Annotated in this window: 27 protein-coding genes and 2 tRNA genes; 6 read left to right on the top strand and 23 right to left on the bottom strand. The window is 66.5% G+C overall.

Going from position 1 to position 26,613, the window contains the following annotated elements:
• Window positions 1–15 precede the first annotated feature (15 nt).
• The 6 genes from BDD16_RS12950 to BDD16_RS12925 form a co-directional block, all read right to left on the bottom strand.
• The gene (locus BDD16_RS12950) at window positions 16–357 is read right to left on the bottom strand and encodes a DUF1161 domain-containing protein (RefSeq protein ID WP_179634331.1); all 342 of its coding nucleotides are present in this window, start codon (window positions 355–357) and stop codon (window positions 16–18) included.
• A gap of 185 nt (window positions 358–542) precedes the next feature.
• Window positions 543–1,010, bottom strand: a complete 468-nt coding sequence (locus BDD16_RS12945) for a hypothetical protein (protein WP_179634330.1) — start codon at window positions 1,008–1,010, stop codon at window positions 543–545.
• 333 nt (window positions 1,011–1,343) lie between these two features.
• Window positions 1,344–1,892 (bottom strand): GNAT family N-acetyltransferase, encoded by a 549-nt coding sequence (locus BDD16_RS12940; protein WP_246332539.1) that lies wholly within the window; start codon window positions 1,890–1,892, stop codon window positions 1,344–1,346.
• Entirely contained in the window at window positions 1,889–2,347 is a 459-nt protein-coding gene (locus BDD16_RS12935; protein ID WP_179634328.1) for an MOSC domain-containing protein, read from the bottom strand. Before BDD16_RS12935 ends, BDD16_RS12940 begins: the two co-directional genes overlap by 4 nt.
• A gap of 65 nt (window positions 2,348–2,412) precedes the next feature.
• Window positions 2,413–2,883, bottom strand: a complete 471-nt coding sequence (locus tag BDD16_RS12930; protein WP_179634327.1) for a pyridoxamine 5'-phosphate oxidase family protein — start codon at window positions 2,881–2,883, stop codon at window positions 2,413–2,415.
• A 164-nt stretch (window positions 2,884–3,047) separates the two neighbouring features.
• A complete protein-coding gene (locus BDD16_RS12925; protein ID WP_179634326.1) occupies window positions 3,048–3,953 on the bottom strand; it encodes a hypothetical protein in 906 nt (301 codons plus the stop codon).
• A gap of 296 nt (window positions 3,954–4,249) precedes the next feature.
• Here BDD16_RS12925 and BDD16_RS12920 point away from each other — a divergent pair, with 296 nt between their 5' ends.
• Complete coding sequence (locus BDD16_RS12920) at window positions 4,250–4,396, top strand: hypothetical protein (RefSeq protein WP_179634325.1); 147 nt, start codon at window positions 4,250–4,252, stop codon at window positions 4,394–4,396.
• An 87-nt stretch (window positions 4,397–4,483) separates the two neighbouring features.
• Here BDD16_RS12920 and argF read toward each other — a convergent pair whose 3' ends face one another.
• Together argF and BDD16_RS12910 are read right to left on the bottom strand one after the other, a co-directional pair.
• Window positions 4,484–5,446, bottom strand: a complete 963-nt coding sequence (argF, locus tag BDD16_RS12915; protein ID WP_179634324.1) for an ornithine carbamoyltransferase — start codon at window positions 5,444–5,446, stop codon at window positions 4,484–4,486.
• Between the two features lie 17 nt (window positions 5,447–5,463).
• Window positions 5,464–6,663 (bottom strand): aspartate aminotransferase family protein, encoded by a 1,200-nt coding sequence (locus tag BDD16_RS12910; RefSeq protein WP_179634323.1) that lies wholly within the window; start codon window positions 6,661–6,663, stop codon window positions 5,464–5,466.
• Between the two features lie 237 nt (window positions 6,664–6,900).
• Here BDD16_RS12910 and BDD16_RS12905 point away from each other — a divergent pair, with 237 nt between their 5' ends.
• The 4 genes from BDD16_RS12905 to BDD16_RS12890 all read left to right on the top strand — a co-directional run bounded on the left by BDD16_RS12905 (window position 6,901) and on the right by BDD16_RS12890 (window position 10,313).
• The gene (locus BDD16_RS12905; RefSeq protein ID WP_310732841.1) at window positions 6,901–7,236 is read left to right on the top strand and encodes a DUF3579 domain-containing protein; all 336 of its coding nucleotides are present in this window, start codon (window positions 6,901–6,903) and stop codon (window positions 7,234–7,236) included.
• Between the two features lie 100 nt (window positions 7,237–7,336).
• Window positions 7,337–8,551: a hypothetical protein gene (locus tag BDD16_RS12900; protein WP_179634322.1), complete on the top strand. Its 1,215-nt coding sequence runs from the start codon at window positions 7,337–7,339 to the stop codon at window positions 8,549–8,551.
• 8 nt (window positions 8,552–8,559) lie between these two features.
• A complete protein-coding gene (locus tag BDD16_RS12895; protein ID WP_179634321.1) occupies window positions 8,560–9,972 on the top strand; it encodes a cytochrome P450 in 1,413 nt (470 codons plus the stop codon).
• Window positions 9,969–10,313 (top strand): hypothetical protein, encoded by a 345-nt coding sequence (locus BDD16_RS12890; RefSeq protein WP_179634320.1) that lies wholly within the window; start codon window positions 9,969–9,971, stop codon window positions 10,311–10,313. The genes BDD16_RS12895 and BDD16_RS12890 overlap by 4 nt, the downstream gene beginning before the upstream one ends.
• A gap of 69 nt (window positions 10,314–10,382) precedes the next feature.
• Here BDD16_RS12890 and BDD16_RS12885 read toward each other — a convergent pair.
• The 6 genes from BDD16_RS12885 to hemC form a co-directional block, all read right to left on the bottom strand.
• Window positions 10,383–10,459 (bottom strand) — tRNA-Arg (locus BDD16_RS12885).
• Window positions 10,460–10,504: 45 nt separating this feature from the next.
• Window positions 10,505–10,581 (bottom strand) — tRNA-Arg (locus BDD16_RS12880).
• A gap of 57 nt (window positions 10,582–10,638) precedes the next feature.
• A complete protein-coding gene (locus BDD16_RS12875) occupies window positions 10,639–11,886 on the bottom strand; it encodes a heme biosynthesis HemY N-terminal domain-containing protein (protein ID WP_179634319.1) in 1,248 nt (415 codons plus the stop codon).
• A gap of 12 nt (window positions 11,887–11,898) precedes the next feature.
• Window positions 11,899–13,008 carry a uroporphyrinogen-III C-methyltransferase gene (locus BDD16_RS12870; RefSeq protein ID WP_310732842.1) on the bottom strand — a complete coding sequence of 370 codons (1,110 nt, stop codon included), beginning with the start codon at window positions 13,006–13,008 and terminating at the stop codon, window positions 11,899–11,901.
• A 169-nt stretch (window positions 13,009–13,177) separates the two neighbouring features.
• Window positions 13,178–13,966: a uroporphyrinogen-III synthase gene (locus BDD16_RS12865; protein WP_179634318.1), complete on the bottom strand. Its 789-nt coding sequence runs from the start codon at window positions 13,964–13,966 to the stop codon at window positions 13,178–13,180.
• A gap of 4 nt (window positions 13,967–13,970) precedes the next feature.
• Complete coding sequence (hemC, locus tag BDD16_RS12860; RefSeq protein ID WP_246332538.1) at window positions 13,971–14,927, bottom strand: hydroxymethylbilane synthase; 957 nt, start codon at window positions 14,925–14,927, stop codon at window positions 13,971–13,973.
• Between the two features lie 155 nt (window positions 14,928–15,082).
• Between hemC and ppc the strand changes: the two genes are divergently transcribed.
• Window positions 15,083–17,944, top strand: a complete 2,862-nt coding sequence (ppc, locus tag BDD16_RS12855) for a phosphoenolpyruvate carboxylase (protein ID WP_179634316.1) — start codon at window positions 15,083–15,085, stop codon at window positions 17,942–17,944.
• A gap of 7 nt (window positions 17,945–17,951) precedes the next feature.
• Here the strand turns inward: ppc and BDD16_RS12850 are convergent, their stop codons facing one another.
• The 9 genes from BDD16_RS12850 to lolA form a co-directional block, all read right to left on the bottom strand.
• On the bottom strand, window positions 17,952–18,938 hold the full coding sequence (locus BDD16_RS12850; RefSeq protein WP_179634315.1) for a CAP domain-containing protein: 987 nt from the start codon (window positions 18,936–18,938) through the stop codon (window positions 17,952–17,954).
• A gap of 51 nt (window positions 18,939–18,989) precedes the next feature.
• Complete coding sequence (locus BDD16_RS12845; protein ID WP_179634314.1) at window positions 18,990–20,036, bottom strand: histone deacetylase family protein; 1,047 nt, start codon at window positions 20,034–20,036, stop codon at window positions 18,990–18,992.
• Between the two features lie 48 nt (window positions 20,037–20,084).
• The gene (locus BDD16_RS12840; RefSeq protein ID WP_246332537.1) at window positions 20,085–20,672 is read right to left on the bottom strand and encodes a phospholipase D family nuclease; all 588 of its coding nucleotides are present in this window, start codon (window positions 20,670–20,672) and stop codon (window positions 20,085–20,087) included.
• A gap of 80 nt (window positions 20,673–20,752) precedes the next feature.
• Window positions 20,753–21,511 carry an ABC transporter ATP-binding protein gene (locus tag BDD16_RS12835; protein WP_179634312.1) on the bottom strand — a complete coding sequence of 253 codons (759 nt, stop codon included), beginning with the start codon at window positions 21,509–21,511 and terminating at the stop codon, window positions 20,753–20,755.
• Between the two features lie 22 nt (window positions 21,512–21,533).
• Window positions 21,534–22,322 (bottom strand): ABC transporter ATP-binding protein, encoded by a 789-nt coding sequence (locus tag BDD16_RS12830; RefSeq protein WP_179634311.1) that lies wholly within the window; start codon window positions 22,320–22,322, stop codon window positions 21,534–21,536.
• Window positions 22,323–22,344: 22 nt separating this feature from the next.
• Window positions 22,345–23,445 (bottom strand): ABC transporter permease subunit, encoded by a 1,101-nt coding sequence (locus BDD16_RS12825; RefSeq protein WP_375139074.1) that lies wholly within the window; start codon window positions 23,443–23,445, stop codon window positions 22,345–22,347.
• A gap of 19 nt (window positions 23,446–23,464) precedes the next feature.
• A complete protein-coding gene (locus BDD16_RS12820) occupies window positions 23,465–24,400 on the bottom strand; it encodes a branched-chain amino acid ABC transporter permease (protein WP_179634310.1) in 936 nt (311 codons plus the stop codon).
• Window positions 24,401–24,613: 213 nt separating this feature from the next.
• Complete coding sequence (locus BDD16_RS12815; protein ID WP_375139073.1) at window positions 24,614–25,975, bottom strand: replication-associated recombination protein A; 1,362 nt, start codon at window positions 25,973–25,975, stop codon at window positions 24,614–24,616.
• Window positions 25,972–26,595, bottom strand: coding sequence for an outer membrane lipoprotein periplasmic chaperone LolA (lolA, locus tag BDD16_RS12810; RefSeq protein WP_179634309.1), 624 nt, complete (start codon window positions 26,593–26,595; stop codon window positions 25,972–25,974). Before lolA ends, BDD16_RS12815 begins: the two co-directional genes overlap by 4 nt.
• Window positions 26,596–26,613 lie beyond the last annotated feature (18 nt).

The raw sequence follows: 26,613 nt of genomic DNA, 5'->3' as shown, positions 1-26,613 counted from the left end.
AGTGCCCGGGCAGCTTCACTTCCTGCACTCGCCGCGCACCGGCTCCGAGCCGTCCTTGCACTCGGTGATGATGGTGTCGGCCTTCTTCTCGGCCCTGGCGGGCAGGTTGCGCGGGGCAGTGCTGGACTCGGTCAGCGTGTACAGCAGCTTCTTCGCCCCGCGGTCGCAGGTGCCGACCACACGGCCCGCCGACGTTGCGGTGGCGTCGACGATGGCCACGGTGAACGCCGAGACGCCGGCCGCGCGGATGCGTGTCTCCACGTCGGCGCGGAGTTCGTCGCAGGTCAGTGCGCTGCAGGGGCTCGCCTGCAGCAGGACGAGGGCGGCGGCAGCGGCAATGGGGGTGTGCAGTCTCATGGAGGGGGATTCTGCCGCCTCCCGGGCCGCGCTGGCGTCGCGCCCGAGATGAATCCGAACCCAATGCCAGCCTCCAGGGCCCACGCGGCACCTTCCACAAGGCGGCCGGCTTTCGATTTCGCCCAGTACGGCATCGATGGGTTCTCACGTTCACGCGCCTGCAAGGCGCAGGCTTGACTGGAACGCTAGATGGCACTCGCGTTCCGGGGCAGATGGGCTGACAGTCTTTCAACCAGCAGCTTGGCTTCTGCTTCCTCCAGTGACGGGGCGACGCGCATGGTGCGAGCCCCGTAATCGAACGCTACCGGGCCGAAACCAGAACCCACGACACTGGGGAACCACGCGGTCTGGCTGGTGAAGGGATTCGTCGAAAATTCGGCCGCACGAAGATTCCTTATCTCGCCGATTCTGTAGATGCGAGAACGTGCGATGCCAAGGATTTCAATGCGATGTTCCAACGCGCTGGAAGTGATCGAGATGACCTCTCGACCGACAAGCTGCCAGAGGACTGCGCCGAACGCGAAGATGCCACCGATTGTCCAGCCGATGAGCCACACGGCCATGAATAGCTGGGGTGTTTTCTTGTCCGGCGAGAGTAGTTCCTCTATGGCACGTGCCTCACCGGAAAACCACCCGACGAGCCAGGCGCTCATGAACAAGATCACAAACCAATTGCGCCTTGCGGGAACAATCGCCTGGATCCCTCCAGGAATTGACTCACAACTGAATCGTGGTGACTGAGGTTCGATATGCATGGCAATGGAATCTAACGTTCGAGCGAAGCGGGCTCACCAAAACAGTAGCCAACGATCGCGCCCTCGTGCACACGGACGTAGCCGGGAAAGCTTTCGTCTTCAATTCCTTGGCGCCACGTGTCGACGGTGACGCAAGTTGGGGCGTCTTCAGGAATGGCCTTGCGAAACGAGTGGTTCAAGAACGCTCCGATGTGTATATGTGCGCCGCAAAACGTCCGGTTGAGTGAATGGCTAGGCCCTGCCGCGCAGATGAAGGCACATGTGGATCTCGTCGTGCAGTACGTCATTGATGCGCATGGCACCTGATTCATGCCCGAAGGGCTTAAATCCGACAGATTCATAGAGTCGAATAGCAGGTGTATTCGTCGCATTGACACATAGATTTACCTGCAGGATACCCGGAACACTTTTGGCCAGGGACAGCGCCTCAAGAAGAAGGGCCCGGCCAAAACCTTTTCCCCTGGCTTCCGGAGAGACATACATTCCCCAGATCATGGCCTTATGCGCCAACTTGGCCATGTTCTCTCGTCCGAGCGCTACGAGACCAACCATGTTGTCTCCGTCAAAGGCTCCGAACACTCCACGATCTGACTTGAGGAGCAAACGGGTTTCAATTGTGGCCGGAGAGAAGTCGACTTCTTCATCGTAGCTCGACCCGAAAGCAGAAGGGGTGTCTCGAAGGCCCGCCAAGCGCAGTGCTTGGAATGAATTGGCATCGGACGGCGAGAGGCGGCGAATGGTCATTGCAGGGTCTAACGTTTCAGTTGAACGAAGGGTCATGCATCAGTTTCAATGCGATCACCGCGAACAACTTCGCCATTGCTGAGTACGTCGGCAAGCAGGCCGCCGCGGTGAACCCAGTGCTTGATGACCGCCGCCGGCGCAAGGGACTCACTACTTAGACTATTGCCAAGAAGGCTGCATGGTTCACAAAGCTCGATACCACGCAACTTCACAGTGCCGACGGTGAACTCAACGTTGACAAGGTCATTCAATCTCACGCCTCTGGTAACAAGGTTTCGGCGTGTGAGCGACAGATCAGAGGGGCGGGAGTTCAGCGCGCAGAAAAGTTCAATCTCTTCAGCCTCAACTAGCGTTATGTTTTGACCTGGGTGGGTATTTTTTCCAAAATTTCGGTCACCCAGAAGTCCCATTCCACTTTGAGCCGTGATGTATTCACACTCTATTTGGGCCAGACCCCGCTCTGGGCTGATGAAGATACGTTCAATGATCACCGCGCGCTCCTGACGCATAATGTTTGAACGAGGCGACTGGTACCCCGGTCCGCTTGCATGCTGGGTTAGACATCGCCGCTCCTCTGAACGCCATACGTTTGCATAGCAGACGCCACCTGCGATTTCTCTGTTGTTTCGGCGGCATAGAAACGATAACTCGGGGCGATGATTGGCTCCACTGAGACGGCCTGAATGACGAAGACGGAGCGGATAGGAAACTTCGCACCGGCCATGGCTTCCAGCGGCGCAGACCATTTAGAGAAATCGGCGTCGGATCTTCTTATATTTCGCGCGGCCCCGATGACCTTGAATCCCTTTTGAACAAAGATATCGACGAAGCTGATGCAAACACGAGGATTGACTTCGATGTTGCGTGCACTCGTTGGCGATGCAAGGTTTGCAACCACGATGTGCTGAGAATCGAAGGCGGTAAATATCTCCTTCGGGGAGACGTTCGGCTGACCCGTTTCGTCGACGGTGGCAAGCCAGCACAGCACGCTGCGGCTGACGTAATCCAGGACTTCAGAGGAGAGCATGAGGCGGCCAGATGTTTGGGTTTGCGATGTCTAACGCCCAGGTTAACCGGCGCCGGAGCCGAAGGCGGAGGGTACCAACACTGGCCATAAAAATGCCGAAGGCATGGCCAGTGTTGGCGTCCGCGTTGAACCGCCAGTTAGACAACTTTGCCGTATGGGCAATACTATTCTGGTTTTGAAATATCAATAACATCCGATTCATATGTAACGCCAAGTATGCTTGATACAAAATAAGCGTATGCATGCATCGAGTCAAAAAGATGCCCTATACGATCAGCATAGGTGGTAATCAGTCCTTCTGTTTTTATGTGCGCCTCTAACAGTACGATTGTGTTTCCCGATTGGTGATTCTCAATGAATGAATTCAGATATTCGAGCCTCTCATCTTCCGCTTTTCGAGGGGTAGCCTCACCAACCTTTTTGAAAATATTATTGGTGAATGCTTCTTTGTCTTTGATCTTCCCCCCGTTGTGAACAATGATGTGGCGAAACATTTCGATTGTTGCCAGGGTGAAGCGAAGATCATCTGTAATCTTATTGTTTTTTTCAATGTATGCCATTTGTGGGAACTTAGTTCTCAGATAGTTAAGTATCTCTGGCCCGCTCTTCTTTTTGCTTGCTTGGTTTTGCAGCCATTCAAATGACTTGCTCTTGAGTTCGGATAGGTGAATATTACCGTAGTCGCTCAAGGGCCAAGCGTCATGGTCATGGAATGCAAGGTACGCATATATATTTTCGAGAAAATCCTCGAACTCTTCATATGCTTCGGCAAGCAGCCATTGATAGTGTTTATTTTTTCTTTTTATTGATGCCTTGATTCTGTCATTGGCGCTTGATTTTCTGGATCCGTAAAAAACGGTTCTGCCATCACCCGGTTTCTTGAAGAAGAAGTTGCTAACGGAATTTATTTTTTCGGCATCATGAGTACTCAGGCCATCTAATTTTTGCTGAAGCTGACCTACTTCACTTTTTGTTGATCTGTCGATATCTCTTTGATAGGACTGAACCTGCAGCATTGCGCGCAGATAATTCTCGTAGATATCCTTGATGTTAATATTCTCGTGCGGCATGACGTTTTTGAGTTGTCTAACGTAATATCGACGTCACGCCTTGCAGGCGTAACAAGCTTGATGCTGCGTATCAGCTTGCGGACTACGGAACGCAAGTCCGCACCAGGATTAAATTTTTTCCCTGTCTTGCATGGTTTGCCCCCCGTAAAAACAACCCCAAAGCCTGCACTGCTGGCGTAACCAGTTACGCCGTCAGACGATGCTGGCAGCATACCCGGACACCGCTGCACCAGTCTACTGGCGACATCCCCATTCGGAGTGATTGACGCCAGGCGCTGCATCCGCAGACTGGCGCCATGAACCACAAGCCTCGCCGATCCACGAGTGCCAATCATCCGCCACTGGTGGCAACCCGTTTGCTGGATCAGTTGCGCCATCCCCGCGAGATCACCATCGTCAGTATCCAGGCGTGGGTTCCCGCTTTCGCGGGAATGACGAAGTGAGTTGCGGCAGGGGGATCCGCACAATAAAAAACGGGCTGCCCTGAACAGGCAGCCCGCTTCACCAATCAGCCGAATGGCTCGGCAGTATCAGCCAATCCGCCCGATCAGCAGATACTCCATCAGCGCTTTCTGCACATGCATCCGGTTCTCGGCCTCGTCCCAGACGACCGACTGCGGCCCGTCGATGACATCGGCGGCCACTTCCTCGCCACGGTGCGCGGGCAGGCAGTGCATGAACAGCGCATCGGGTCGGGCCAGCGCCATCATCTCGCTGTCCACGCACCAGTCGGCAAACGCCGTCTTGCGCGCTTCGTTCTCGGCCTCGTAGCCCATGCTGGTCCACACGTCGGTGGTGACCAGATCGGCGCCGCGGCAGGCCTCGCGCGGGTTGTCGAAGACCTTGTAGCAGTCGGTCGAGCGGATGCCGGCCACCTTCGGATCGACCTCGTAGCCGCCCGGCGTGCTCACATGGACCGTGAAGCCGAGGATCTCCGCCGCCTGCAGCCAGGTGTTGGCCATGTTGTTGCCGTCACCGACCCAGGCCACGACCTTGCCCTTCAGGCTGTTCATGTCATACCCCTCGGCCCCCACCGGCGCGCGGTGTTCGAGGTAGGTGAACAGGTCGGCCAGGATCTGGCACGGGTGGAACTCGTTGGTCAGCCCGTTGATGACCGGCACGCGGCTGTGCGCGGCAAACGCCTCGATCTTGGTCTGCTCGAAGGTGCGGATCATCACCAGATCGACCATGCGGCTGATGACACGCGCCGAGTCCTCGATCGGCTCGCTGCGGCCGAGCTGGCTGCCGTCCGTGGTCAGGTGGACGACCGAGCCGCCCATCTGGTACATGCCGGCCTCGAAGCTCACGCGGGTGCGGGTGCTCGCCTTCTCGAAGATCATCGCCAGCGTGCGGTCGGCCAGCGGCTGGTAGCGCTCGTAGTTCTTGAAGCGGCGCTTGATGGTGCGCGCGCGCTCGAACAAGTAGCTGTATTCCTCGGCCCGCAGATCCTTGAATTGCAGATAGTGCTTCATGAGACTCATGCCTGGTTTCATGGGAGGGAACGGCCGCATCACGCGGCGAGGAAGGTCTTGATGATCGGACAGAGGATGGCGACGATCTCGTCGGCCTCGGCGGCGGTGAGGATCAGCGGCGGCACCAGACGGACCACGCGGTCGGCGGTGACGCTCAGCAGCAGGCCGGCGTCCATCGCGCGGGTCAGGATCTCGCCGCAGGGGCGGTCCAGCTCGATGCCGATCATCAGCCCGTAGCCACGCACCTCGGTGACACCGGCCACACCTTCGAGTTCACGCCGCAGACCGGCCGTCAGGTGGGCGCCGACCGTGGCGGCGTTTTCCATCAGGCCGTCCTCTTCCATGATGCGCAGCGTCTCGATGCCGGCGCGCATCGACAGCGGGTTGCCGCCGAAGGTGGTGCCGTGGTTGCCCGGCTGGAAGATCTTCGCGGCGCGCGGCCCGCAGACCACCGCGCCGATCGGCACGCCCGAGCCGAGGCCCTTGGCCAGCGGCATCACGTCCGGCTGGATCCCGGCCCACTGGTGCGCGAACCACTTGCCCGTGCGCCCGATGCCGCACTGCACCTCGTCGAGCATCAGCAGCAGGTCGCGCTCGTCGCACAGCGCACGCAGGCTCTTCAGGTAGTCCCAGCGCGCCGCGTTGATGCCACCCTCGCCCTGGATCGTCTCCAGGAACACGGCGACCACGTTCGGGTTGTCGCGCACGGCGGCTTCCACCGCAGCCAGGTCGTTCATCGGCACGCGGATGAAGCCCTCGACCAGCGGGCCGAAGCCGGCCTGCACCTTGGGGTTGCCGGTGGCGGACAGCGTGGCGATGGAGCGGCCGTGGAAGGCCTTCTCGTAGACGATGATTTCCGGGCGCTCGATGCCCTTGTCGTGGCCGAACTTGCGCGCCAGCTTCAGCGCGGCTTCGTTGGCTTCGAGGCCGGTGCTGCAGAAGAAGACGTTGGTCAGACCGGACAACTCGACCAGCTTGGCCGCCAGCGCTTCCTGGCCGGGCACGTGGTAGTAGTTCGAGCAGTGGATCAGCGTGGCGATCTGCTCCTGCAGCGCGGGCACGAACTTGGGGTGCGCGTGGCCGAGCGTGTTCACGGCGATGCCGCCCAGGCCGTCCAGGTACTCGCGCCCGGCCGTGTCCCAGACGCGGCAGCCTCGGCCATGCGACAGCGCGATCGGCAGGCGGCCGTAGGTGGTCATCACATGGGGTTCGGCGATCGAGGCAGGGACAGCGGACATCGGTGGGTTCTCCAGCAGGGAGGCAAAGGGGGCTGAAAAAAAACAAAGGCGCCGTCAAGGAGTCGGCGCCTGGGCGATTGTAGGGAATGCCGTTGACAGCCGACCGACAGTGGCAGCAGCGATACTCGGCCCGCACCGACTGTCTCGCTCTGCCACAGGGCTGCTGCGGTGCAGCACAATACGGGTTTACGTGGCAACCGACCGAGCTTGTCACAGCAAGGCAGCAGGCAGCAGCACGTGACGACCAACATCCCCATCAAACCACGCGAAGTCTTCATCCAGGGCATCACCAGCGACGGCCGCACCTTCCGGCCGAGCGACTGGGCCGAGCGGCTGGCCGGTGCCATGTCCTGCTTCCGTCCGGGCGGTCAGACGGGGGGCCTCGGTGGCGCGATCGGCTATTCGCCCTACTGCATCCCGACGTCGCTGGGCAAGACCAAATGCGTCGTGGTCAACGAGGCGCTCAAGGAGCTGGAGCCGATGGCCTGGGACTTCGTGATGAACTTCGCCCGCGACAACGACCTGCAGATCATCGAAGCCTGCCTGCTGCCGGATCCGCCGCGCAAGGCCTGAGCACGGCGCGCAGCCCCCCGCTGCGTTTCAGTTTTCAGCGGTTTTTCCGCTCAAGTTCGGCCGATCAGTGCCGAACGGTCCGGGCCAAGATGGCGAGGTGATGTCCCAGCCCTCTGCCGCCGCCCCGATCCGCCGCCGCCGCGTGCACTATGTCAGCGGCTTCGACCCGCGTGGCGCTGGCCACTACCACCGTCTCTTCCGTGAGCAGGGCGCCCGCCCGCAGCCCGGCGGCGCGCTGGTGAACACCGGCACCCGCCAGCGCTCCGACACCGACCCACACACCCACCGCTGGCCTGTCCAGTGGACCGCGACGCCCGCCGGCGAAGATCCCGCAGCCCCGGCGGTCTTCACCGAACAGGTCTTCATGGGCTGGGACGACATCATCCGCGCCCACTGGAGCCGCCAGCCGCTGGGGCTGCTGCGCGAGATGGTCATGGTGTACCGGGCCATGCTGTGCGAGATCGGCCTCGGCCGGCTGCACCGCACCCACCCCACCGCCCTGCTGACCGGCGTGCTGCCGGCGGCCGGGATGCTGCTGGCGCTGCTGGCCGGGGTCGGGATGGCCTGGGCGATCGCGTCGGCGGCGGAGAGCCTGCCAACCGGCTGGCGCCTGGTGCTGGCCACCCTGTCGGGACTGGCCGCCGCCCGGGGCATGCTGGCGCTGGCAGACCGGCTGGGGCTGTTCTGGCTGACCCGCATCTACGGCTTCGTGCGGCACATGGGCCGCGGCACAGCCACCGGCCTGACCGGGCGCACCCGGGCCTGGACCGAGGCCATCATCACGCAGCAACAGATCGATCCGGTCGACGAGGTCGTGCTCGCCGGCCACAGTGTCGGCACGCTGCTGCTGGTCGATGTCATCGACGCCCTGCTGCAGGATCCGCGCTGGCAGACCCTGCAGGCCGGTCGCCGCACCGCCGTGCTGACGATGGGCCAGTGCTACCCGGCGCTGGCGCTGCTGCCGCAGGCCGCCGCCTTCCGGGCCGCGCTGGCACGGCTGGTCGCGCATCCGCAGCTCGCCTGGCTGGACGTCACGGCACGGATCGATCCGCTGTGTTTCCACCGCACCCACCCGCTGGCCAGCACCGGCACGGCCGTGCCCACCACCAGCGCGATGCCGGTGCGGCTGGCAGCACGCTTCTTCCAGATGTACGCGCCCGGCCGCTGGGCGGCGATCCGCCGCGACAAGGTGCGGGCGCATTTCCTCTATCTGATGACCCCCGACCGGGCTGGCAACTTCAACCTGTACACGCTGCTGTACGGGCCCCAGCCCTTCGAAACCCACCTCGAACAGGCTCGCCACGCCCCACGATGAGCACGCCCATGACGCCGACGACCCATTTCTGCCCCGCCTACCCCCGCCCGCGTGCCAGCAAGGCCTCGGCGCTGCTGATGTTCTTCAGCGCCCGGCGCTCGTGGCTGGACGCGCTCTACGAGCGCAGCTACCGCATGCAGATGGGCGAGGTCCACCTGCCGGGGCTTGATCTCTACATGGTCAACGAGCCCGCGCTGGTGCGCGAGGTGCTGCAGGACACGGACGGCAACTTCCCCAAGAGCGCGCTGCTCGGCGAGGCGCTGCAGCCGCTGCTCGGCGAGAGCATCTTCACCACCAACGGCGCGCAGTGGCAGCGCCAGCGCACCATGATGGACCCGGCCTTCGCGCAGGCGCGGCTGAACGTGGCCTTCCCCGTGATGCGCGAGGCGACCGACGCGATGCTGGCCCGGCTGGCCGCGCTGCCGGATGGGGCCGAGCACGATCTCGAAGTCGAGATGACCCACGTGACCGCCGACATCATCTTCCGCACGATCTTCTCCGAGCCCCTGACCGGACCCGACGCACACCGCGTGTTCGACGCTTTCTCGCGCTACCAGACGCAGGTGCCGCGGCTGATGCTGCCCTCGCTCTTCGGTCAGCGCTGGCTGCGCTGGCCGTGGGACGCGTGGCGCAGCCGGCGCGCCGCACGCGAGATCCGCGGGCTGCTGGAGACGCTGATCCGGCCGCGCTACGCCGCGCACCGGGGGGGCTGCCCATCCACGCGGCAGGACATCCTCGCCTCCTTCCTGGACGCACGCGACCCGGAGAGCGGCATCCCGTTCTCGTTCGAGGCGCTGGTGGACCAGGTGGCGATGCTGTTCCTGGCGGGCCACGAGACCTCGGCCAGCGCGCTGACCTGGGCCACGCACCTGCTGGCGCAGGCGCCGGACGTGCAGACCCGGATGCAGGCCGAAGTGAGCACCCTGCTCGGCACGCGGGCACCGGAACTCGGCGACATGAAGGAGCTGACACTGACCCGCAACGTGTTCCGCGAAACGCTGCGGCTGTTCCCGCCCGTCGGCTTCATGGCGCGCCAGACCGCCAGCGCCTGTCCCATGCGCAAGAAGACGGTGCCGGCGGGCGCCACCGTCGTGGTCGCGCCCTGGCTGATCCACCGCCACCGCGACCTCTGGCCCGAACCGGACGCCTTCAACCCGGACCGCTACGACGGCGACGCCTCGCGCGACGCACTGAAGCAGGCCTACCTGCCCTTCGGCATGGGCCCGCGGGTGTGCATGGGCGCGGCCTTCGCATTGCAGGAGGCCACGCTGATCCTGGCGCAGCTCGTGCGCCACCACCGCCTGGAGGCTGTGCCCGGGCATGTGCCGCAACCGGTCGGTCGGCTCACGATCCGCTCGGCCAACGGGGTGCGGCTGCGGTTGTTCAGGCGCACGGCGTCCGCCGCCGAGGCCCGTGCATGAAGGAGCGGCTGGCGGGGTTCCTGCTGATGTGCGCCGTGGTCCCGATGGCCGTCTGCGGCTACCTGATGCTGGTGTGGATCGGGCTGTTCGGGCCGAACGCGCGCGGCCGTGCCGGAGTGCGGGCGCTGGACCACTTCGTCAACGCCACGGTGTTCAACGGCTACGCCTGGGAATCGATCTCGTCGCACGCCTGGCGCGAGCGCGACCAGCGCTGGGCCCGGGTCGTGATCCGCGTGACGGACCATTTCCAGAAGGACCACTGCCTGCGGGCGAACCGGCGCGAGCAGCCGGTGGTAGATCTGGTGCTGAAGTCGCGCCTGGACCGGCAGACGATCGCCTGATACGAGGGCAAGGGACAGTCCCAAAGCAGAACGGGTCAGTTCCCGAAGAAACTGACCCGTTGCATTGTCTGGTGCGGCTGGCAGGATTCGAACCCACGACCCCTTGGTTCGTAGCCAAGTACTCTATCCAACTGAGCTACAGCCGCAATGGAAAAGGATTTACATCCTCATCCGTCGGCGAAATTTGTTGTTGGTGCGGCTGGCAGGATTCGAACCCACGACCCCTTGGTTCGTAGCCAAGTACTCTATCCAACTGAGCTACAGCCGCTCAAATTTCGCTGAGAGATGGATTATGACGTGAATCTCTTGCACATGGCAAGCGTCTTCACGAATTTTTTGCCGCCTCGCGGTAACAGCGGTGCGCCAGCTCCTCGTCGCCCTCCACTTCGGCGATCTCGGCCAGCGCGCGCCAGGCCTTCATGCGCAGCACGCCATCGGCGTGGGGCGACTGGGCGGCCGATTCGAGCAGGCGGTGCGCGCGCCCCCAGAGCTGGCGCTCGGCCATCGCGCGCCCGACCACAAAGGCCAGTTGCGGATCCTGCGGCAGCGACTCGACGCTCGATTCGAGCAGCGGTAGCCAGTCCGGCGGCAGACCCGGCAGCACCTCGGCGAAGGCATCGAGCACATCGGAGCGCTCGCGTTCGCCGAGTTGCGACAGGTTCTCCCAGTGCGGACGCAGCCAGCCGCGGGCGTCGGAGAGTGCCTCCAGGGCACCGGCACGGCGCGCGGCCCGCGCGGTCACATAGGGATCGCGGCGATCGGCGCTGTCGAGCTGCAGCCAGGTGCGGCGCAGCTGGTCGGCGTCACGCGCGGTGTCCAGGGCCTCGACGGCCAGCGAGCGCAACAGCCCCTGCGCCGCCACTGGCGTGAAGCCCTGGTGCTTGGCCAGCAGGCGCGCCGTCTTGAGGGCTTCCAGCGGCTGACGGGCCAGCCGCGAAGCCTGCAGCTTGAGCCGCAGCGCGTGCGTGCGCCGGGCCACACCAGCGGGCAGCAGCGCCAGCTGGTCCAGCGCACGGTCGGCATCGCGGTCGTCGACCGCCCATTCAGCCGCCAGCAGCCGCGCGCCCTCGCCCACGGCCGATCCACCCGGCAGATTCGCGATGAGCGCCTGCGCCCGGGACAGCTGCTCGTTGCGGCGCGTCTGGTCCTGCAGGCGGTGCAGGCTGCTGGCCGCCACCAGATGCGCCAGCACCGCAAAGTCCGGCTCGATGCGCAGGTCCGGCGACTGCGCCTGGATCTCCAGCGCCTGCTGCGCCGCCTTGTGCGCGCGGCCGTAGCGGCCGGCGAACAGCAGCGAGAACGACTCGCGCAGCGCCTTCTGTGCCGCGTGCTCGCGCTGGCGGGTGCGCCAGGCCTTGGCCCGCTCGGGCAGACCGACCAGTGTCGACACCGCACCGATCACGACATAGCCTGCGCCGCCAAGCACCAGCATCACCAGCACGAAGACGTTGATCGACACGTCCACCCGCCACGGTGTCCAGTAGATGGACACGAGACCATCGTTCGCCCCGAGCGTGCTCGCCGCCAGCACGGCGACGGCAAAGAGCAGCAGCAACCAGACCACTTGACGCATGCCCGGCCCCCTTCAGCGACCCGCCACGGCGGCAGCGGTGGCAGCGAGGGATTCGTCAGGCCGGGGAATCCCCACCAGGCGGCTCTGCGAGGTGACCGCACGCAGCAGATCCGTGGCGATCTGGGTGCGGCGCGCGGTCCCGTCGAAATAGGTCTGCAGCGAGCGCTGCGCACTCTGCAGGTCCACCGTCGCCGATTCGGGTTGCCGCGACAACAGCGACAGGCGCGCGTTCAGCAGCCGCAGCTTCAGGTTCTCGCGCAGGAACACGCCCTGCTCGGGCGCCAGCAGCATGGCTTCGGGCCGGTCGATGCGGGTCACGCGCAGCAGGCTGCTGACTTCGTCCCAGACCAGCTGCACCGGCCGCTCCCAGTCCATGAGCCATTGCCGCCAGACGGGCAACTCGGCGCGGGTCGGCGCGGACGCCGCGGCCTGCTGGGCCTGCGCGCGCTGGGCGGACACCACCGCACGGGCCGTGGTCGCCGACTGCGAGACCAGCGGCAGCTCGTCCGTCAGGCGGACCACCTCGTCGAGCTTGATCAGCAGCGAGCCGATGTCGGGCACCGCCACCGCGCGCACCCGGTCCAGATCGCGGGCGATGGCACGGCGCAGCGGCTCCAGCCGAGGCTGGCTGATGCGGGCCAGGCGCTCGTCGGCGCTGCGCAGCGCGGCCATCAGCGGTTCGGCGCTGCCGGTGATGGAGCTTTGCTGCATCGCGACGCGGATCGAGGCGTCGATGTCGGACACCGCGTTCTCGTCGCGCGAGCGGGACATGGACAGGATCAGGTCGTCGAGCTGGTCGCGCTGCAGGGCCACCTCGGACACGCGCGCATCCATCAGCGCCACCTTGGCGGCGGCATCGCGGGCGATTTCCTCGGCCTGCTTGGCCAGCACGCGCGCCTCGGAGGCCTGCTCGCTGCTGCCCTGCTGGCGCTTGACGAGTTCCATCTCCAGCGCATGCACCCGCTGCTGCGTTTCCCAGCCCATCCAGAGGCTGCCTCCCGCCACGAGGGCCATCACCAGTCCGACAGGGATGACCCACGACGGCAACACGGGCGCCGCTGGCGCGGCATGCACGATCATCGGCACGGCTGCGGCAGGCGGAGCCACCAGGGGGGGCGCCACGACCGGAACCTCCGGGGGAGGAGCGGAAGCGTCGGCGCTGGCGGGAGGGCCGGTGGGAGGAAGTGTTTGATCGTTCACAGGCGGTACGGGTCCGAAGTGTGCATCCCGCTGTGCGGATTGTATCGACGGGGCATGACGGCCGTGCAACGCATCACAACTGCGGACACATTCAGCGCCAGCCCGCCGCGGCCTGCACCACCGCCGCCGGGTCGGGCACCACTGGCCACACGCCGCAGAAACCGCATCGCCGCGCCGTCTCGGCGATGCGCGGATGCGTGGCCAGCACCGGCACCGCCAGCACGGCCGCCCGCAGCGCCGGATCGGCTGCGGGCGCCTCCGGTGCCAGCAGGTGGGTGATGCACTGCGAGCTGCTGAAGAGCCAGACGTGCTGCGCCGGTTGTGCCGCCACCCGGGCGAGCGTGTCGGCCAGCGCCCCCGGCCACGCGGGCGGCCCACGCCGATAGGCCGCCAGACGGGCCACCGACGCGCCGGCGCGGGCCAGCGTGTCGGCCAGCCAGTCCCGCCCATCCTCGCCGCGCACCACCAGCACCGATTGCCCGGTCCAGTCGCGCTGCGCCAGCGCATGGTTCCAGAGCGACTCGGCATCGAAGGTGGCCGCGTCCAGCGGGGGCGACACGATGCAGGCCGCATCCACGCCCTGTGCTCGGAGCGCAGCCACGGTGCCCGGTCCGGTGGCGCCTGCCAGTGTCGCGTCCGGCCAACGCAGACCGCCCGGCCGCGCCGCGAAGAAGGCCAGCACCGCATTCGGGCTGACGAACATCACCAGCCGGTGCCGGGCCAGTTCCGCCCAGCAGCGCGCCACGTCCGCGTCGAAGGCCGCCGCCCGCTCGATGCGCATCAGCGGCAAGGCGCAGGCCGCCTGACCCAGTGCCTGCAGGCGCGCGACCCAGTCGTCCGCCTGCGGCTGCGGCCGGGTCACGACCACCGTGACGGTCATGGGGTCAGGCCGCCGCCAGCGCTTCGGCCGCGGCCAGATAGGCCATCCCGCCGCCATCGCGCAGCAGTTGCGCAACCGACAGGCCCAGCGCCTCGGCACCGGCCACATCGGTCACCGCGCCGTCGACCTGCGCCATCAGCAGCGGCTGCGCGGCGTCGGTGGGGTGGCCGAGACGGGCTTCCAGCACCATCGTCGCGCCGCGCCAAGTCACGTGCGCGGCCAACGGCATGCTGCAGCTGCCACCCAGCGCGCGCGACACGGCCCGCTCGGCGTGCACCGCCAGCCACGTCGGCGTGTCGATCAGCGTCGCCAGCGCCTCGCGCAGCGCGACGTTGTCGCTGCGCACCTCGATGCCGAGCGCCCCCTGCCCCGCCGCCGGCAGCATCACCTGCGGGTCGATCACCGCCCGGATGCGCGACGCCAGCCCCAGCCGCTTCAGCCCCGCCGCCGCCAGCACGATGCCGTCGTACTGGCCCTCATCCAGCTTGCGCAGCCGCGTGTCGAGGTTGCCCCGCAGCGGCTGCACGTCCAGATCCGGCCGCACCGCCTTGAGCTGCACCACGCGGCGCAGGCTCGACGTGCCCACCTTCGCGCCCAACGGCAGCGCCTGCACCGACTCGAAGTGGTTCGACACCCAGGCATCGCGCGGGTCTTCGCGCTCCAGAACAGTGCACAGCGTGAAACCGGCGGGCAGCTCCATCGGCACGTCCTTGAGCGAATGCACGGCCAGGTGCGCACGGCCCTCTTCGAGCGCGACTTCGAGTTCCTTGACGAACAGGCCCTTGCCGCCCACCTTGGACAGCGCGCGGTCGAGGATCTGGTCGCCACGGGTCGTCATGCCCAGCAGGTCGACGGTCCAGCCGAAACGTTCGCGCAGCAGCGCCTGGACGTGTTCGGCTTGCCACAGGGCCAGGCGGCTTTCTCGGGTGGCGATGGTGCAGGAGAGCGGCGGTGTGTTCATCCCGACATTCTCCCGCATCACCGGCACGCCACAGCGCTACCCGCCATCACGCGGCCGTCGGCCTCGAAATTGCTTATTTCGTCATACGTCCAAAATACGCGATGTTAAAATTTATCGCGTAACCAGATTACCAATCTTCTGACATCGAGGTTTCAATGCCCCGCGCCGCCCGTTCCCGCTCGTCCGGCCCCGTTGCCGCTCCAGACTCCGTAGTCGAGACCGGCTCGCCGGCCGACGCAGCCGAGAAGAACCGCCCGCTCGTCGAGGACATCCGCCTGCTCGGGCGCATCCTCGGCGACGTGATCCGCGAACAGGAAGGCAAGGTCGCCTACGAGCTGGTCGAGAAGATCCGCCAGCTCTCGGTCGCCTACCGCCTGAAGCAGGACGCGACCGCCGGCAAGGCGCTCGACCGGCTGCTGAAGAACCTCTCGGTGGACCAGACCGTCAGCGTCATCCGCGCCTTCAGCTACTTCTCGCACCTGGCCAACATCGCCGAGGACCGCCACCACGTGCGCCGACGTGACGTGCACGAGCGCCAGGGGCATCTGCAGGAAGGCTCGCTGGCGATGACCTTCGAGCGGCTCGCCGACGCCGACATCCGCGCCGACGACATCGCCCGCACGCTCGACCACGCGCACATCTCGCCCGTGCTGACCGCGCACCCGACCGAGGTGCAGCGCAAGTCCATCCTCGACGCCGAGCGCGCCGTGGCCGAGCTGATCGGCGAACGCGACGGCCTGCACACCGCCCGCGAGCGCAGCGACAACGAGACGATGCTGACCGCCCGCGTGACGCAGCTCTGGCAGACGCGCATGCTGCGCTACACCAAACTCACCGTCTCGGACGAGATCGAGAACGCGCTGTCCTACTACCGCAGCACCTTCCTGCGCCAGATCCCGAAGATGTACCGCGAGGTCGAGAACGCCCTGCCCGGCCGCGACATCGCCAACTTCTTCCGCATGGGCAACTGGATCGGCGGCGACCGCGACGGCAATCCCTTCGTCACCGCCGAGACGCTCCAGCTCGCGCTGTCGCGGCAGAGCGAGACCGTGCTGCGCCACTACCTGACCGAGGCGCACGAACTGGGCGCCGAGCTGTCGATGTCGCTGCTGCTGGCGCCGATCACGCCCGAGATGGCCGCGCTGGCCGCCCGCTCGCCCGACCAGAACGCCCACCGCGAGGACGAGCCCTACCGCCGCGCGCTGATCGGCGTCTACGCCCGGCTGGCCGCGACGCTGCACGAGCTGACCGGCACCGAGGCGCTGCGCCACGCGGTCGCGCCGCAGAACCCGTATGCGTCCGCCGAGGAGTTCCTGGCCGACCTGAAGGTGATCGAGGCCTCGCTGAAGCACCACCACGCCCAGGCCCTGATCGCCCCGCGGCTGGCCCCGCTGATGCGCGCGGTCGAGGTGTTCGGCTTCCACCTGGCCACCGTCGACCTGCGCCAGAGTTCGGACAAGCACGAGGAAGTGGTCGCCGAGCTGCTGCGCACCGCGCGCATCGAGGCCGACTACAGCGCGCTGGACGAAGCCAGCCGGCGCGAGCTGCTGATGCGCGTGCTGAACGACGCGCGTTCGCTGCGCGTGATCGGCGCCGAGTACTCCGACCACGCCCGCAGCGAGCTGGCGATCTTCGAGACGGCGCGCCTGATGCTCGCCCGCTACGGCCGCCACGCGCTGCGCCACTACATCATCAGCCACACCGAGGACGTCAGCGACCTGCTCGAAGTGCTGGTGCTGCAGAAGGAAGTCGGCCTGCTGCGCGGCACGCTGGACAGCGGCGCTGCGCGCAACGACCTGATCGTCGTGCCGCTGTTCGAGACCATCGGCGACCTGCGCAACGCCGCGCCGATCATGCAGCAGTTCTATGCGCTGCCCGGAGTGGCCGATCTGGTGCAGCGCTCGGGCGCGGAGCAGGACATCATGCTCGGCTACTCCGACAGCAACAAGGACGGCGGCTTCTTCACCAGCAACTGGGAGCTGTACGCGGCGGAACTCGCGCTGGTCGAACTGTTCGACGCGCTGGGCAGCAGCCACGGCATCACGCTGCGCCTGTTCCACGGCCGTGGCGGCACGGTGGGACGCGGCGGCGGTCCGAGCTACCAGGCCATCCTCGCGCAGCCCCCGGGCACCGTGAACGGCCAGATCCGCCTGACCGAGCAGGGCGAGGTCATCGCTTCCAAGTACGCGCACCCGGAAATCGGCCTGCGCAATCTGGAAACGCTGGTCGCCGCCACGCTGGAGGCGACGCTGCTGCACCCGACGAAGAGCGCGCCACGCAGCTTCCTCGATGCGGCGGCCGAGATCTCGGCGGCGAGCATGGCGGCGTACCGCAAGCTGGTCTATGAAACCCCGGGCTTCACCGACTATTTCTTCAGCGCCACCCCGATCCGCGAGATCGCCGAGCTGAACATCGGTTCACGCCCCGCTTCGCGCAAGGCGACGCGGGCGATCGAGGATCTGCGCGCGATTCCGTGGGGCTTCTCGTGGGGCCAGTGCCGGGTGGCATTGCCAGGCTGGTGCGGCTTCGGCTCGGCGGTGGAGGCTTACCTCGCCAACGGCAAGACCGACAAGCTGCGCGCCGAGCGGTTGGCGCTGCTGCAGAAGATGTGCACGGACTGGCCGTTCTTCCGCACGCTGCTGTCGAACCTGGACATGGTGCTGGCCAAGACCGACCTGCGCATCGCGGCGCGCTATCTGGATCTGGTCGAGGACAAGAAGCTCGGCAAGAAGATCTTCGCCGCGATCGAGGCCGAGTGGCAGCGCACCAATGACGCGCTGAACCAGATCACCGGCGACACCCAGCGCCTGGCGAACAACCCGACGCTGGCGCGCTCGATCGAGCACCGCTTCCCGTATCTCGACCCGCTGAACCACCTGCAGGTCGAGCTGATGCGCCGCTACCGGCAGCGGCCGGCGGATGCGAAGACAGCGGGGGATGCGACGCTGGAGCGGCTGCAGCGCGGGATCCACATCTCGATCAACGGGGTGGCGGCCGGGCTGCGCAACACGGGCTGAGCGCGCCTCAATCCACCAGCCGGAAGGTGTAGCTGTAACTGCGCAGCACACCGTTCACCCGGACATTGGCGATCGTCACGTCGTGCACCACGCCCGCCGTGATGCCCGCCGCCCGGAAGCGCAGCACATTGGGCACCCCGTAACCCGCATAGTCGGGTGACACCTCCGTGACCGCCAGCGCCTTGCCGCCGCGGGGCACCACAGCGACCGTGGCCACGCCGTAGTCGACCTTGGCGAGGCCGTTGGCGCTGCGGCTGGTCTTGTCGGCCAGGGCGGTGAAGGACTGGATCGGGTTGCCCTGGAAGTACGCTTTCTTGTAGTCGCCGACCGGGTAGGCCACGTAGTCGGGCGTGACCGGGCCGGCGCCATCGGTGGTGTAGATCACCTTGATGGCGGCCCCCGTGGTCCGCACGCCGCTGGCAGCCTGCACATCGACCCGACCGAAGGCGATCTGCTTCAGGAAAGGGTCGAGCAGCCAGCGGCGGTGGCCGAGCGTCGCCTCGCTGCCGACATCGGTCAGCCAGCCCGCCAGGATCGACGCCGAGGACGCCAGCGTCAGGTAGGCGCTCGGGCCACCGAGGTAGAGGTTGCTGCGCTGGGCGCCCGTCAGGCCTGTGGCGCTGTAGCAACCCCAGGTGCTCGGCGGGGCATGGCTGAGCTGGCCATTGACGACCGACATCAGCGAGATCTGCATCACCTCCTCGTCACCCGCGGCGTCGTAGGTCACCGCGGACAAGCCATGGGCGGCGCGGATGGCGTTGACAGTGGCCAGGGCGCCGGATTTTTCCGCGGCTGCGAGCGTGCCGGCGCGGCAGATGGTGGTGTCCGGCCGTGCGGCGTACAGGGCGCTGGCGGCAGTGGCGAACTCGGAGTCGGACCCCGTCTCGCTGGCTGTGCCGGCACCGGCGCTGCCACCACAGCCAGACAGTGGCAACGACACGGACAGGACCAGCGCCACCAGTGCAGCCGGGGGAAAGGAAAGCGGTGAGGACATGGCGGACGGCTCTCGGGTCAAGGTCATGCGGGGGTGCTCAAGGCCGCGAGCCTACCGTGCCCGTGCCTCGAAGCCTTCCAACACGTTCACGACATGGACGCCGACCTCGGCGACGGCATAGCCCCCCTCCATCGTGAACACCGTCGGCAGCCCGAGGCGCGCCAGGCGCTCGCCGAGCCGCAGATAGTCGGCACTGCGCAGGTGGAAGCCGGAGATGGGATCGCCCTCGAAGGTGTCCACCCCCAGCGCCACGACCAGCGCATCCGGCTGGCACCGCTCGACCGCCTGCGCGGCATGGTCGAGCGTGTCGAACCAGGTGGCGGCCGAGGTGCCGCGGGGCAGCGGCAGGTTGAGGTTCCAGCCGAGTCCGGCGCCCTCCCCGCGTTCGTCCGCATGGCCGAGGAAAAACGGGTACTCGGTCATTGGATCGCCGTGCAGCGACACGGTCAGCACGTCGTCGCGGGCGTAGAAGATCGTCTGCGTGCCGTTGCCGTGGTGGTAGTCGACATCGAGCACCGCCACCCGGGCTGCGCCGCCGTCGCGCAGCGTCTGGGCGGCGAGCGCGGCGTTGTTGAGGAAGCAGTAACCGCCGAAGAAGTCCGGCCCGGCGTGGTGGCCCGGGGGACGGGTGAGCGCCAGCGCGCTGCCTTCGCCGGACAGCACGGCACGCGCCGCCGTCACCGCACAGGCAGCACCCGCCCGCGCCGCCGCCCAGGTACCCGCCACCATCGGACTGCCCGCGTCGAAGGAGTAGAGCCCGAGCCGGGCCGCGAAGTTGAGCGGTTCCACGTCATGCCGGAACCCGCGCACCGGCCACACCGACGGCAGGATGTCGAGCGCGGCATTGGCCGGGTCCAGGGCCACCCAGGCCTCCCAGGCGCCAGCCAGAAAATCGAGATACCGCGGCGCGTGGACTGCGCGCAGTTCGGCATCCGACACCGGCTCCGGACCGCTCAGCACCCCCACCGGCCGCTGCCGGAGCGCCTCCAGCACGAACGCCAGCCGGTCTGGCGTCTCATGACAGGGCACGAGCCGGCCGCGGTACATCTCGTGGCGGGCGTCGTGGCGGTGGTGGTCAGGGTTGTGGACGATGCGCATGGGGGGTTCCTGCGAAAGCCGGTGCCGGGCGGCACGATGCGAGGCGGTTCAGTACGGCTCGGACAGCGCGAAACGCGCCTTCCAGTTGTCCAGGTAGGCCTTGACCAGTGCCGCGTCGTCGCGGATCAGCAGGCCGTTTTCGGTGTTGCGCTTCTCGGCGGACTTGGTGAAGTTGTACGAGCCGGTGAAGACGGCGCGGCCGTCGAAGATCATCACCTTGTTGTGCGCGATGGCAGGCCGGGCGTCGATGACCACCGACACCCCGGCGTTCTTCAGGAAGGTCGCGCTGGTGTATTTGTCGTCCACCTGGCTCTTGTCCAGGATGACCTGCACATCGACCCCGCGGTCCCTGGCCTGCTTGACGGCCTGGGCCACGGGCGCGCTGGTGAAGTAGTAAGCCTGCACGTGCAGCGAGCGGCGGGTGGCGCGGATGGCCTCGATGAGCAGCGCCTCGCACGAGTCCCCGTCCGGGTTGAAGCACAGGCGGTAGGAGGCGCGCGGTGAAAACGCCTGGTAGCCGGCCGACGGTGCGGCGGCAGGCTCGTCGGTGCGCGCCAGGGAGGGGGCCAGTGGCGCAGCCAGCAGCAGGGCCACCAAGGCCAGACGGGCACGACGGGAGGGGGAGAGACGAACCATGGAAGGAAGCGATTTCATTGAGGGAAGCAGCATCGGATCATCCCATGCCTCCCCCGCCCCGCCCCGCCAGCAACCCCGACTTACTCGCCCAGATAGGCCGCGCGCACCTTCGGATCGGCCAGCAGGTCCCGGCCCTTGCCGGTCATCGTGATCAGGCCGGACTCCATCACGTAGCCGCGGTCGGCCACGGCCAGCGCGCGGCTGGCGTTCTGCTCGACGAGCAGCATGGTCACGCCCTGCTTGTGGATGTCGCCGACCACCTCGAAGATCTTGTCGACCATGATCGGCGACAGGCCCATCGACGGCTCGTCCAGCAGCAGCACCTTCGGTCGGGCCATCAGCGCGCGGCCCATGGCCAGCATCTGCTGCTCGCCGCCGGACATCGTGCCGGCGAGCTGGTCGCGGCGTTCCTTCAGGCGCGGAAAGATGGTGAAGACCTTGTCGATGTCGGCCGCGATCTCGGCCTTGTCGTTGCGGGTGTAGGCCCCCATCTGCAAGTTCTCGGTGATCGTCATCCGGGTGAAGGTCCCGCGGCCTTCCGGGATCATCACCAGCCCTTGCTTGGCCAGATCCCAGGCGCCCTGTCCTTTCAGGCTCTTGCCGAGGTACTTCACGTCGCCATCGGCCATCGGCTGGATGCCGGTGACGGCCTTCAGCGACGTGGTCTTGCCTGCGCCGTTGGCCCCGATCAGGCTGACGAGTTCGCCCTCCCGGACCTCGAAGGTCACGCCCTTGACCGCCTGGATGCCGCCATAGGCCACCTTCAGGTTCTCGATGCTCAGCAGGACCTGGCCGCTGGTCTTGTTCGCTGCCGTTGCAGTTGCAGTTGCGCTTGCCATGGATGTCGATGTCCTGCTGCGTTCAGTGGGCCTTGTGACCGCTGCCCAGATAGGCCTCGATCACCTTCTCGTTCTTCTGCACCTCGGATGGCGTGCCCTCGGCGATCTGCTTGCCGTAGTCGAGCACGGTCAGCCGGTCGCACAGGCCCATCACGAGCTTCACGTCGTGCTCGATGATGAGGATGGTGCGGCCATCGCGGCGGATCTGGTCGATCAGCTCGCGCAGCACCACCTTCTCGGTGGCGTTCATGCCGGCGGCCGGCTCGTCCAGCGCGATCAGCTTGGGGTCGGTCGCCAGCGCACGGGCAATCTCCAGGCGCCGCTGGTCGCCGTAGGACAGCGTGCGGGCCTTGTACTCGGCGAACTTGCCGATGCCGACGTAGTCCAGCAGCTCCTGCGCACGGTCGGCGATGGCCTTTTCCTCGGCCTTGAAGCCGGGCGTGCGGAAGATGGCGCCGATCAGGCCGGAGTGCGTGCGCACGTGGCGGCCGACCATGACGTTCTCCAGCGCTGTCATCTCGGGGAAGAGCCGGATGTTCTGGAAGGTGCGGGCGATGCCGGCGGCCGCGACTTCATGCACCGCGGTCGGCGTGTACGGGGCGCCGCCGAGCTGGAAGGTGCCACCGTCCGGCGTGTAGAGGCCGGTGATGACGTTGAAGAAGGTCGTCTTGCCAGCGCCGTTCGGACCGATCAGGCCGTAGACCTGGCCCTTGTGGATGGTGATGCCGACGTCCGAGAGCGCCTGCAGGCCGCCGAAGCGCTTGGAGACGCCCTTGACTTCCAGGACGATGTCCGAAGTGTTCTTGCTCATGGGGATGGTGCTCCTGTTCGCTTCACTTGGCAGCCGGAGCGGCCTTGCCGTGCTCGGGCGCGGGCCACAGGCCGCGCTGGCGCACCAGCATGATCGTGATCATCGCCAGCGCGATCAGCAGCTGGCGCAGGATGGAGGCGTCCAGCCGCCCGCCCGTCATCGCCTGGATGTCACCGGCGACATAGCGCAGCACTTCCGGCAGCGCCGACAGCAGCAGCGCACCCAGGATCACGCCGGGGATGTGCCCGATCCCGCCCAGCACCACCATCGCCACGATCATCACCGACTCGGCCAGCGTGAACGACTCGGGCGAGATGAAGCCCTGGAAGGCCGCGAACATGGCGCCCGAGACACCGCCGAAGGTGGCGCCCATGCCGAAGGCCAGCAGCTTGAGGTTGCGGGTGTTCAGGCCCATCGCCTTGGCGGCGATCTCGTCTTCGCGAATGGCCATCCAGGCGCGGCCGATGCGCGACACCTCCAGCCGGTGGCTGATGATGACGGTCAGGATCACCAGCGCGAGGAACAGGTAGTAGTACAGCGCCACCGGCGGAATCGAGTAGCCGAACAGGTCCAGCGGCTTGCCGAAGTCCACCCCGAAGACGTTCATCGGGTCGATCTGGCTGATGCCACGCGGGCCATTGGTGATGTTGACCGGATGTTCGAGGTTGTTCATGAACACGCGGATGATCTCGCCGAAACCGAGCGTCACGATGGCCAGGTAGTCGCCGCGCAGCTTCAGCGTCGGCGCACCCAGCACCATGCCGCAGACGGCGGCCACCGCCGCCGCGATCGGCACGACCGCCCAGATCGGAAAGTGCAGCCCGTTGGGATACGCCGCCTTCAGGGACTCGAAGTTGTCGGTGAGATGGGGCGAGGCGACCAGGGCGTACAGATAGGCGCCGACCGCGTAGAACGCGACATAGCCGAGGTCGAGCAGGCCGGCGTAGCCCACCACGATGTTCAGCCCGAGGGCGAGCATCACGTACAGCAGGGCCAGCGCCATGATGCGCACCCAGCCGTGGCCGAACTGCGCCGCGAACAGCGGCAGGGCCAGCAGCGCGACGGCCGCCAGCGCGAACACCAGCAACTGCTTGGTCTTGTCCATGGATTGGAGGTTTTGCATGGGGGAATCTCCTCGGGCGTCAGGCGCGGTCTGCCACACGTTCGCCCAGCAGGCCGGACGGACGCACGGTGAGGACCAGGATGAGGACGAGGAAGGCGAAGATCTCGACGTAGTGGCTGCCGAAGAGGCCGCCGGTCAGGTCACCCAGGTAGCCGGCGCCGATCGCCTCGATCAGGCCGAGCAGCACGCCGCCGACCATCGCCCCAGCCAGGTTGCCGATACCGCCGAACACCGCGGCGGTGAACGCCTTCAGGCCCGGCATGAAGCCCATCGTGTGCTGCAGCGTGCCGTAGTTGGCCGCCCACATGATCCCGGCGATGGCCGCCAGGGCTGCGCCGATGACGAAGGTGGCGCTGATGATGTGGTCAGGACGCACGCCCATCAGGCCGGCGACCCGCGGGTTCTCGGCCGTGGCGCGCATCGCGCGGCCCAGCTTGGTCTTGTTGACCAGCCACAGCAGCCCGCCCAGCGACAGCGCGGTGATGACCAGGATCAGGATCTGCGTGATGGTGATCACCGGACCGTCTTCCCACAGGAAGAAGATCTCGACCGGCAGCAGTTGCGGGTACGGCTTGGGGTTCGGTTTCCAGATGATCATCGCCAGCGTCTGCAGCAGCAGGCTCATGCCCATCGCGGTGATCAGCGGGGCCAGGCGCGGTGCGTTGCGCAGCGGGCGGTAGGCGATCTTCTCGATCGCGTAGTTGAGCAGGGAGCAGACGATGATCGCCGCCACCGCCGAGATCAGCATGATCAGCCAGCCCGGCATGGGCGAGGCCGTATCGAGCAGAAAGGTCGCGACGGTCCAACTGACCATGGCGCCGACCATGAGCACCTCGCCGTGGGCGAAGTTGATCAGGCTGATGATGCCGTAGACCATCGTGTAGCCCAGCGCGACGAGGGCATACATGCTCCCGAGCACCAGTCCGTTGATGATCTGCTGTACAAAGATGTCCATTCCAAGCTCTCCTGTGACCGCTGCTGCTGCAAGCTGCCGAGCCATACCGCAAGGCGCGTGCCAGGGGTGATCCGCTTCGTGCGGACCCGGCCCGGGACAGGATGTGAATTCCTGCCGCGGCATTCCGCACGAGGATTCTAGGCGGGGGTCGCGCTGGAAAAGATGCGCGTTTGCGCTATGGAAACCGCTGAATATCCGGAGAAGACCCGCAATTCAGCGACTTTTCTTCGCCTCTTCGTCGAGTTGCCGCAATTGGGCAAGCTTTTCGCCGATGCGGATCTCCAGCCCGCGGCCGACCGGCGCATAGAAGCGCGGTGCGGGGTCGTGGGCGTCCGGGAAGTACTGCTCGCCGGACGGATATCCGTCCACCTCGTCGTGGGCATATCGATAATTCCGACCGTGGTCGAGGTCCTTCATCAGCTTCGTCGGCGCATTGCGCAGGTGCAGCGGCACGGGCCGCGAGCCATCCTGCTGCACGAAGGCCCGCGCCGCCTTCCACGCCGTGTAGACCGCGTTCGACTTGGGCGCCACCGCCAGATAGACGACCGCCTGCGCCAGCGCCAGCTCCCCTTCCGGCGAGCCGAGCCGCTCGTAGGTCTCGCTGGCATCGAGCGCCAGCCGCAGCGCCCGCGGATCGGCCAGGCCGATGTCCTCGCTGGCCATGCGGATCAGCCGCCGGGCGATGTAGCGCGGATCGACCCCGCCATCGACCATGCGCGCGAACCAGTACAGCGCCGCATCCGGGCTGCTGCCGCGCACGGACTTGTGCAGCGCGGAGATCGTGTCGAAGAACTGGTCGCCGCCCTTGTCGTAGCGGCGCAGCTGCGCGCCGAGGCTGCGCTCCAGCGCGGCTTCGTCGAGCACGGCGTCCAGTCCCACCATGCGCACCACGTTCTCGTAGGTGTTGAGCAGGCGGCGCGCGTCCCCGTCCGCATAGGCGATCAGGCGCTGCGCGGCCTCGGGCGTCGGCTCGGTGGCGTGGAGTTCGGCGCGGGCGGTGGCCAGCAGCGCGCCGAGATCGTCCTCGGACAGCGGCTGCAGCACATGCACCGTCGCCCGCGACAGCAAGGCGGAGTTGACCTCGAAGGACGGGTTTTCGGTCGTCGCCCCGATGAAGGTGAACAGGCCGGACTCGACGTGCGGCAGGAAGGCGTCCTGCTGCGCCTTGTTGAAGCGGTGCACCTCGTCCACGAAGACGATGCAGCGCCGCCCGCGCGACTGCGCCAGCTTCGCCTGGTCAACGGCATCGCGGATGTCCTTGACGCCGCCGAGCACGGCCGAGATCTGCACGAAATGGCTGTCGAAGGCATCGGCCATCAGGCGCGCCAGCGTCGTCTTGCCGACGCCGGGCGGCCCCCACAGGATCATCGAATGCGGCCGGCCGGATTCGAACGCCACCCGCACTGGCTTGCCCGGCCCGAGCAGGTCGCGCTGGCCGATGACCTCGTCGATGTGGCGCGGGCGCAGGCGCTCGGCGAGCGGCGCGTCGGCGGCCTGCGCCGATGTCGGTGCCGCCGCGGCTGCCGGATCGGATTCCGGCAGATCGCCGAACAGGTCGCCGATCGGAGCGCTCACTGCTGCAGCACGTCGGCGCCTGCCGGCGCGGTGAACTTGAAGCGGGTCGCGGCCAGCGTCACGTTCGGCTCGAAGCGGCTGAAGTCGAGCCGCGAGCGCTGGCCGAGCGCATCGACCAGCTCGATCGCCGCCAGCTCCTTGCCGCGGAAGCCGACGCGCAACTGGCGGATCTGCCCTTCCTTGGCCTTGGGCTGGGCCTGCACCCACTGCAGCCCGCCCGCATCCGCGTCGGCCTGCAGCGTGAAGTCGCGCTCCAGATTGCCACCGGCCAGCAGCGCCGCCGGGGTCGAGCCGAGCACCTGGTCAAACGCGCGCACGGTCACCTGGTTCAGGTCCACGTCGAACAGCCAGACCTTCTGGCCATCGGAGACGATCTGCTGCTCGTAGGGCTTGGTGTACTCGAAGCGGAAGCGGTTGGGCCGCTGGAACTCGAACTCGCCGCTGGTGGTCTTCTTCTTCACGCCGTCCGGTGCGGTGACGACCTGCGTGAACGGCGAGCGGCCGGACTGCACCGTCTGCACAAAGCTGCGCAGCGACTCGACCGCGTCGGCGCGGGCCAGCACGGGGCTCAGCAGCGCCAGCGCCAGCGCCAGTGCGCCAGTGCGCAACACGGCGGTCATCGGGGACTTCGGGAAGGT

Origin of the sequence: Sphaerotilus montanus (assembly GCF_013410775.1) — a bacterium.
Lineage (GTDB): Bacteria > Pseudomonadota > Gammaproteobacteria > Burkholderiales > Burkholderiaceae_C > Sphaerotilus > Sphaerotilus montanus.
This window is presented reverse-complemented; position numbering and strand designations above follow the sequence as displayed.

Bases quoted from the DNA above. Each gene is read 5' to 3' on its own strand.
- BDD16_RS12950 (WP_179634331.1), bottom strand. From the start codon at position 357: ATGAGACTGCACACCCCCATTGCCGCTGCCGCCGCCCTCGTCCTGCTG.
- BDD16_RS12945 (WP_179634330.1), bottom strand. From the start codon at position 1,010: ATGAGCGCCTGGCTCGTCGGGTGGTTTTCCGGTGAGGCACGTGCCATA.
- BDD16_RS12940 (WP_246332539.1), bottom strand. From the start codon at position 1,892: ATGACCCTTCGTTCAACTGAAACGTTAGACCCTGCAATGACCATTCGC.
- BDD16_RS12930 (WP_179634327.1), bottom strand. From the start codon at position 2,883: ATGCTCTCCTCTGAAGTCCTGGATTACGTCAGCCGCAGCGTGCTGTGC.
- BDD16_RS12925 (WP_179634326.1), bottom strand. From the start codon at position 3,953: ATGCCGCACGAGAATATTAACATCAAGGATATCTACGAGAATTATCTG.
- BDD16_RS12920 (WP_179634325.1), top strand. From the start codon at position 4,250: ATGAACCACAAGCCTCGCCGATCCACGAGTGCCAATCATCCGCCACTG.
- argF (WP_179634324.1), bottom strand. From the start codon at position 5,446: ATGAAACCAGGCATGAGTCTCATGAAGCACTATCTGCAATTCAAGGAT.
- BDD16_RS12910 (WP_179634323.1), bottom strand. From the start codon at position 6,663: ATGTCCGCTGTCCCTGCCTCGATCGCCGAACCCCATGTGATGACCACC.
- BDD16_RS12900 (WP_179634322.1), top strand. From the start codon at position 7,337: ATGTCCCAGCCCTCTGCCGCCGCCCCGATCCGCCGCCGCCGCGTGCAC.
- BDD16_RS12895 (WP_179634321.1), top strand. From the start codon at position 8,560: ATGACGCCGACGACCCATTTCTGCCCCGCCTACCCCCGCCCGCGTGCC.
- BDD16_RS12890 (WP_179634320.1), top strand. From the start codon at position 9,969: ATGAAGGAGCGGCTGGCGGGGTTCCTGCTGATGTGCGCCGTGGTCCCG.
- BDD16_RS12875 (WP_179634319.1), bottom strand. From the start codon at position 11,886: ATGCGTCAAGTGGTCTGGTTGCTGCTGCTCTTTGCCGTCGCCGTGCTG.
- BDD16_RS12865 (WP_179634318.1), bottom strand. From the start codon at position 13,966: ATGACCGTCACGGTGGTCGTGACCCGGCCGCAGCCGCAGGCGGACGAC.
- hemC (WP_246332538.1), bottom strand. From the start codon at position 14,927: ATGAACACACCGCCGCTCTCCTGCACCATCGCCACCCGAGAAAGCCGC.
- ppc (WP_179634316.1), top strand. From the start codon at position 15,083: ATGCCCCGCGCCGCCCGTTCCCGCTCGTCCGGCCCCGTTGCCGCTCCA.
- BDD16_RS12850 (WP_179634315.1), bottom strand. From the start codon at position 18,938: ATGTCCTCACCGCTTTCCTTTCCCCCGGCTGCACTGGTGGCGCTGGTC.
- BDD16_RS12845 (WP_179634314.1), bottom strand. From the start codon at position 20,036: ATGCGCATCGTCCACAACCCTGACCACCACCGCCACGACGCCCGCCAC.
- BDD16_RS12840 (WP_246332537.1), bottom strand. From the start codon at position 20,672: ATGGTTCGTCTCTCCCCCTCCCGTCGTGCCCGTCTGGCCTTGGTGGCC.
- BDD16_RS12835 (WP_179634312.1), bottom strand. From the start codon at position 21,511: ATGGCAAGCGCAACTGCAACTGCAACGGCAGCGAACAAGACCAGCGGC.
- BDD16_RS12830 (WP_179634311.1), bottom strand. From the start codon at position 22,322: ATGAGCAAGAACACTTCGGACATCGTCCTGGAAGTCAAGGGCGTCTCC.
- BDD16_RS12825 (WP_375139074.1), bottom strand. From the start codon at position 23,445: ATGCAAAACCTCCAATCCATGGACAAGACCAAGCAGTTGCTGGTGTTC.
- BDD16_RS12820 (WP_179634310.1), bottom strand. From the start codon at position 24,400: ATGGACATCTTTGTACAGCAGATCATCAACGGACTGGTGCTCGGGAGC.
- lolA (WP_179634309.1), bottom strand. From the start codon at position 26,595: ATGACCGCCGTGTTGCGCACTGGCGCACTGGCGCTGGCGCTGGCGCTG.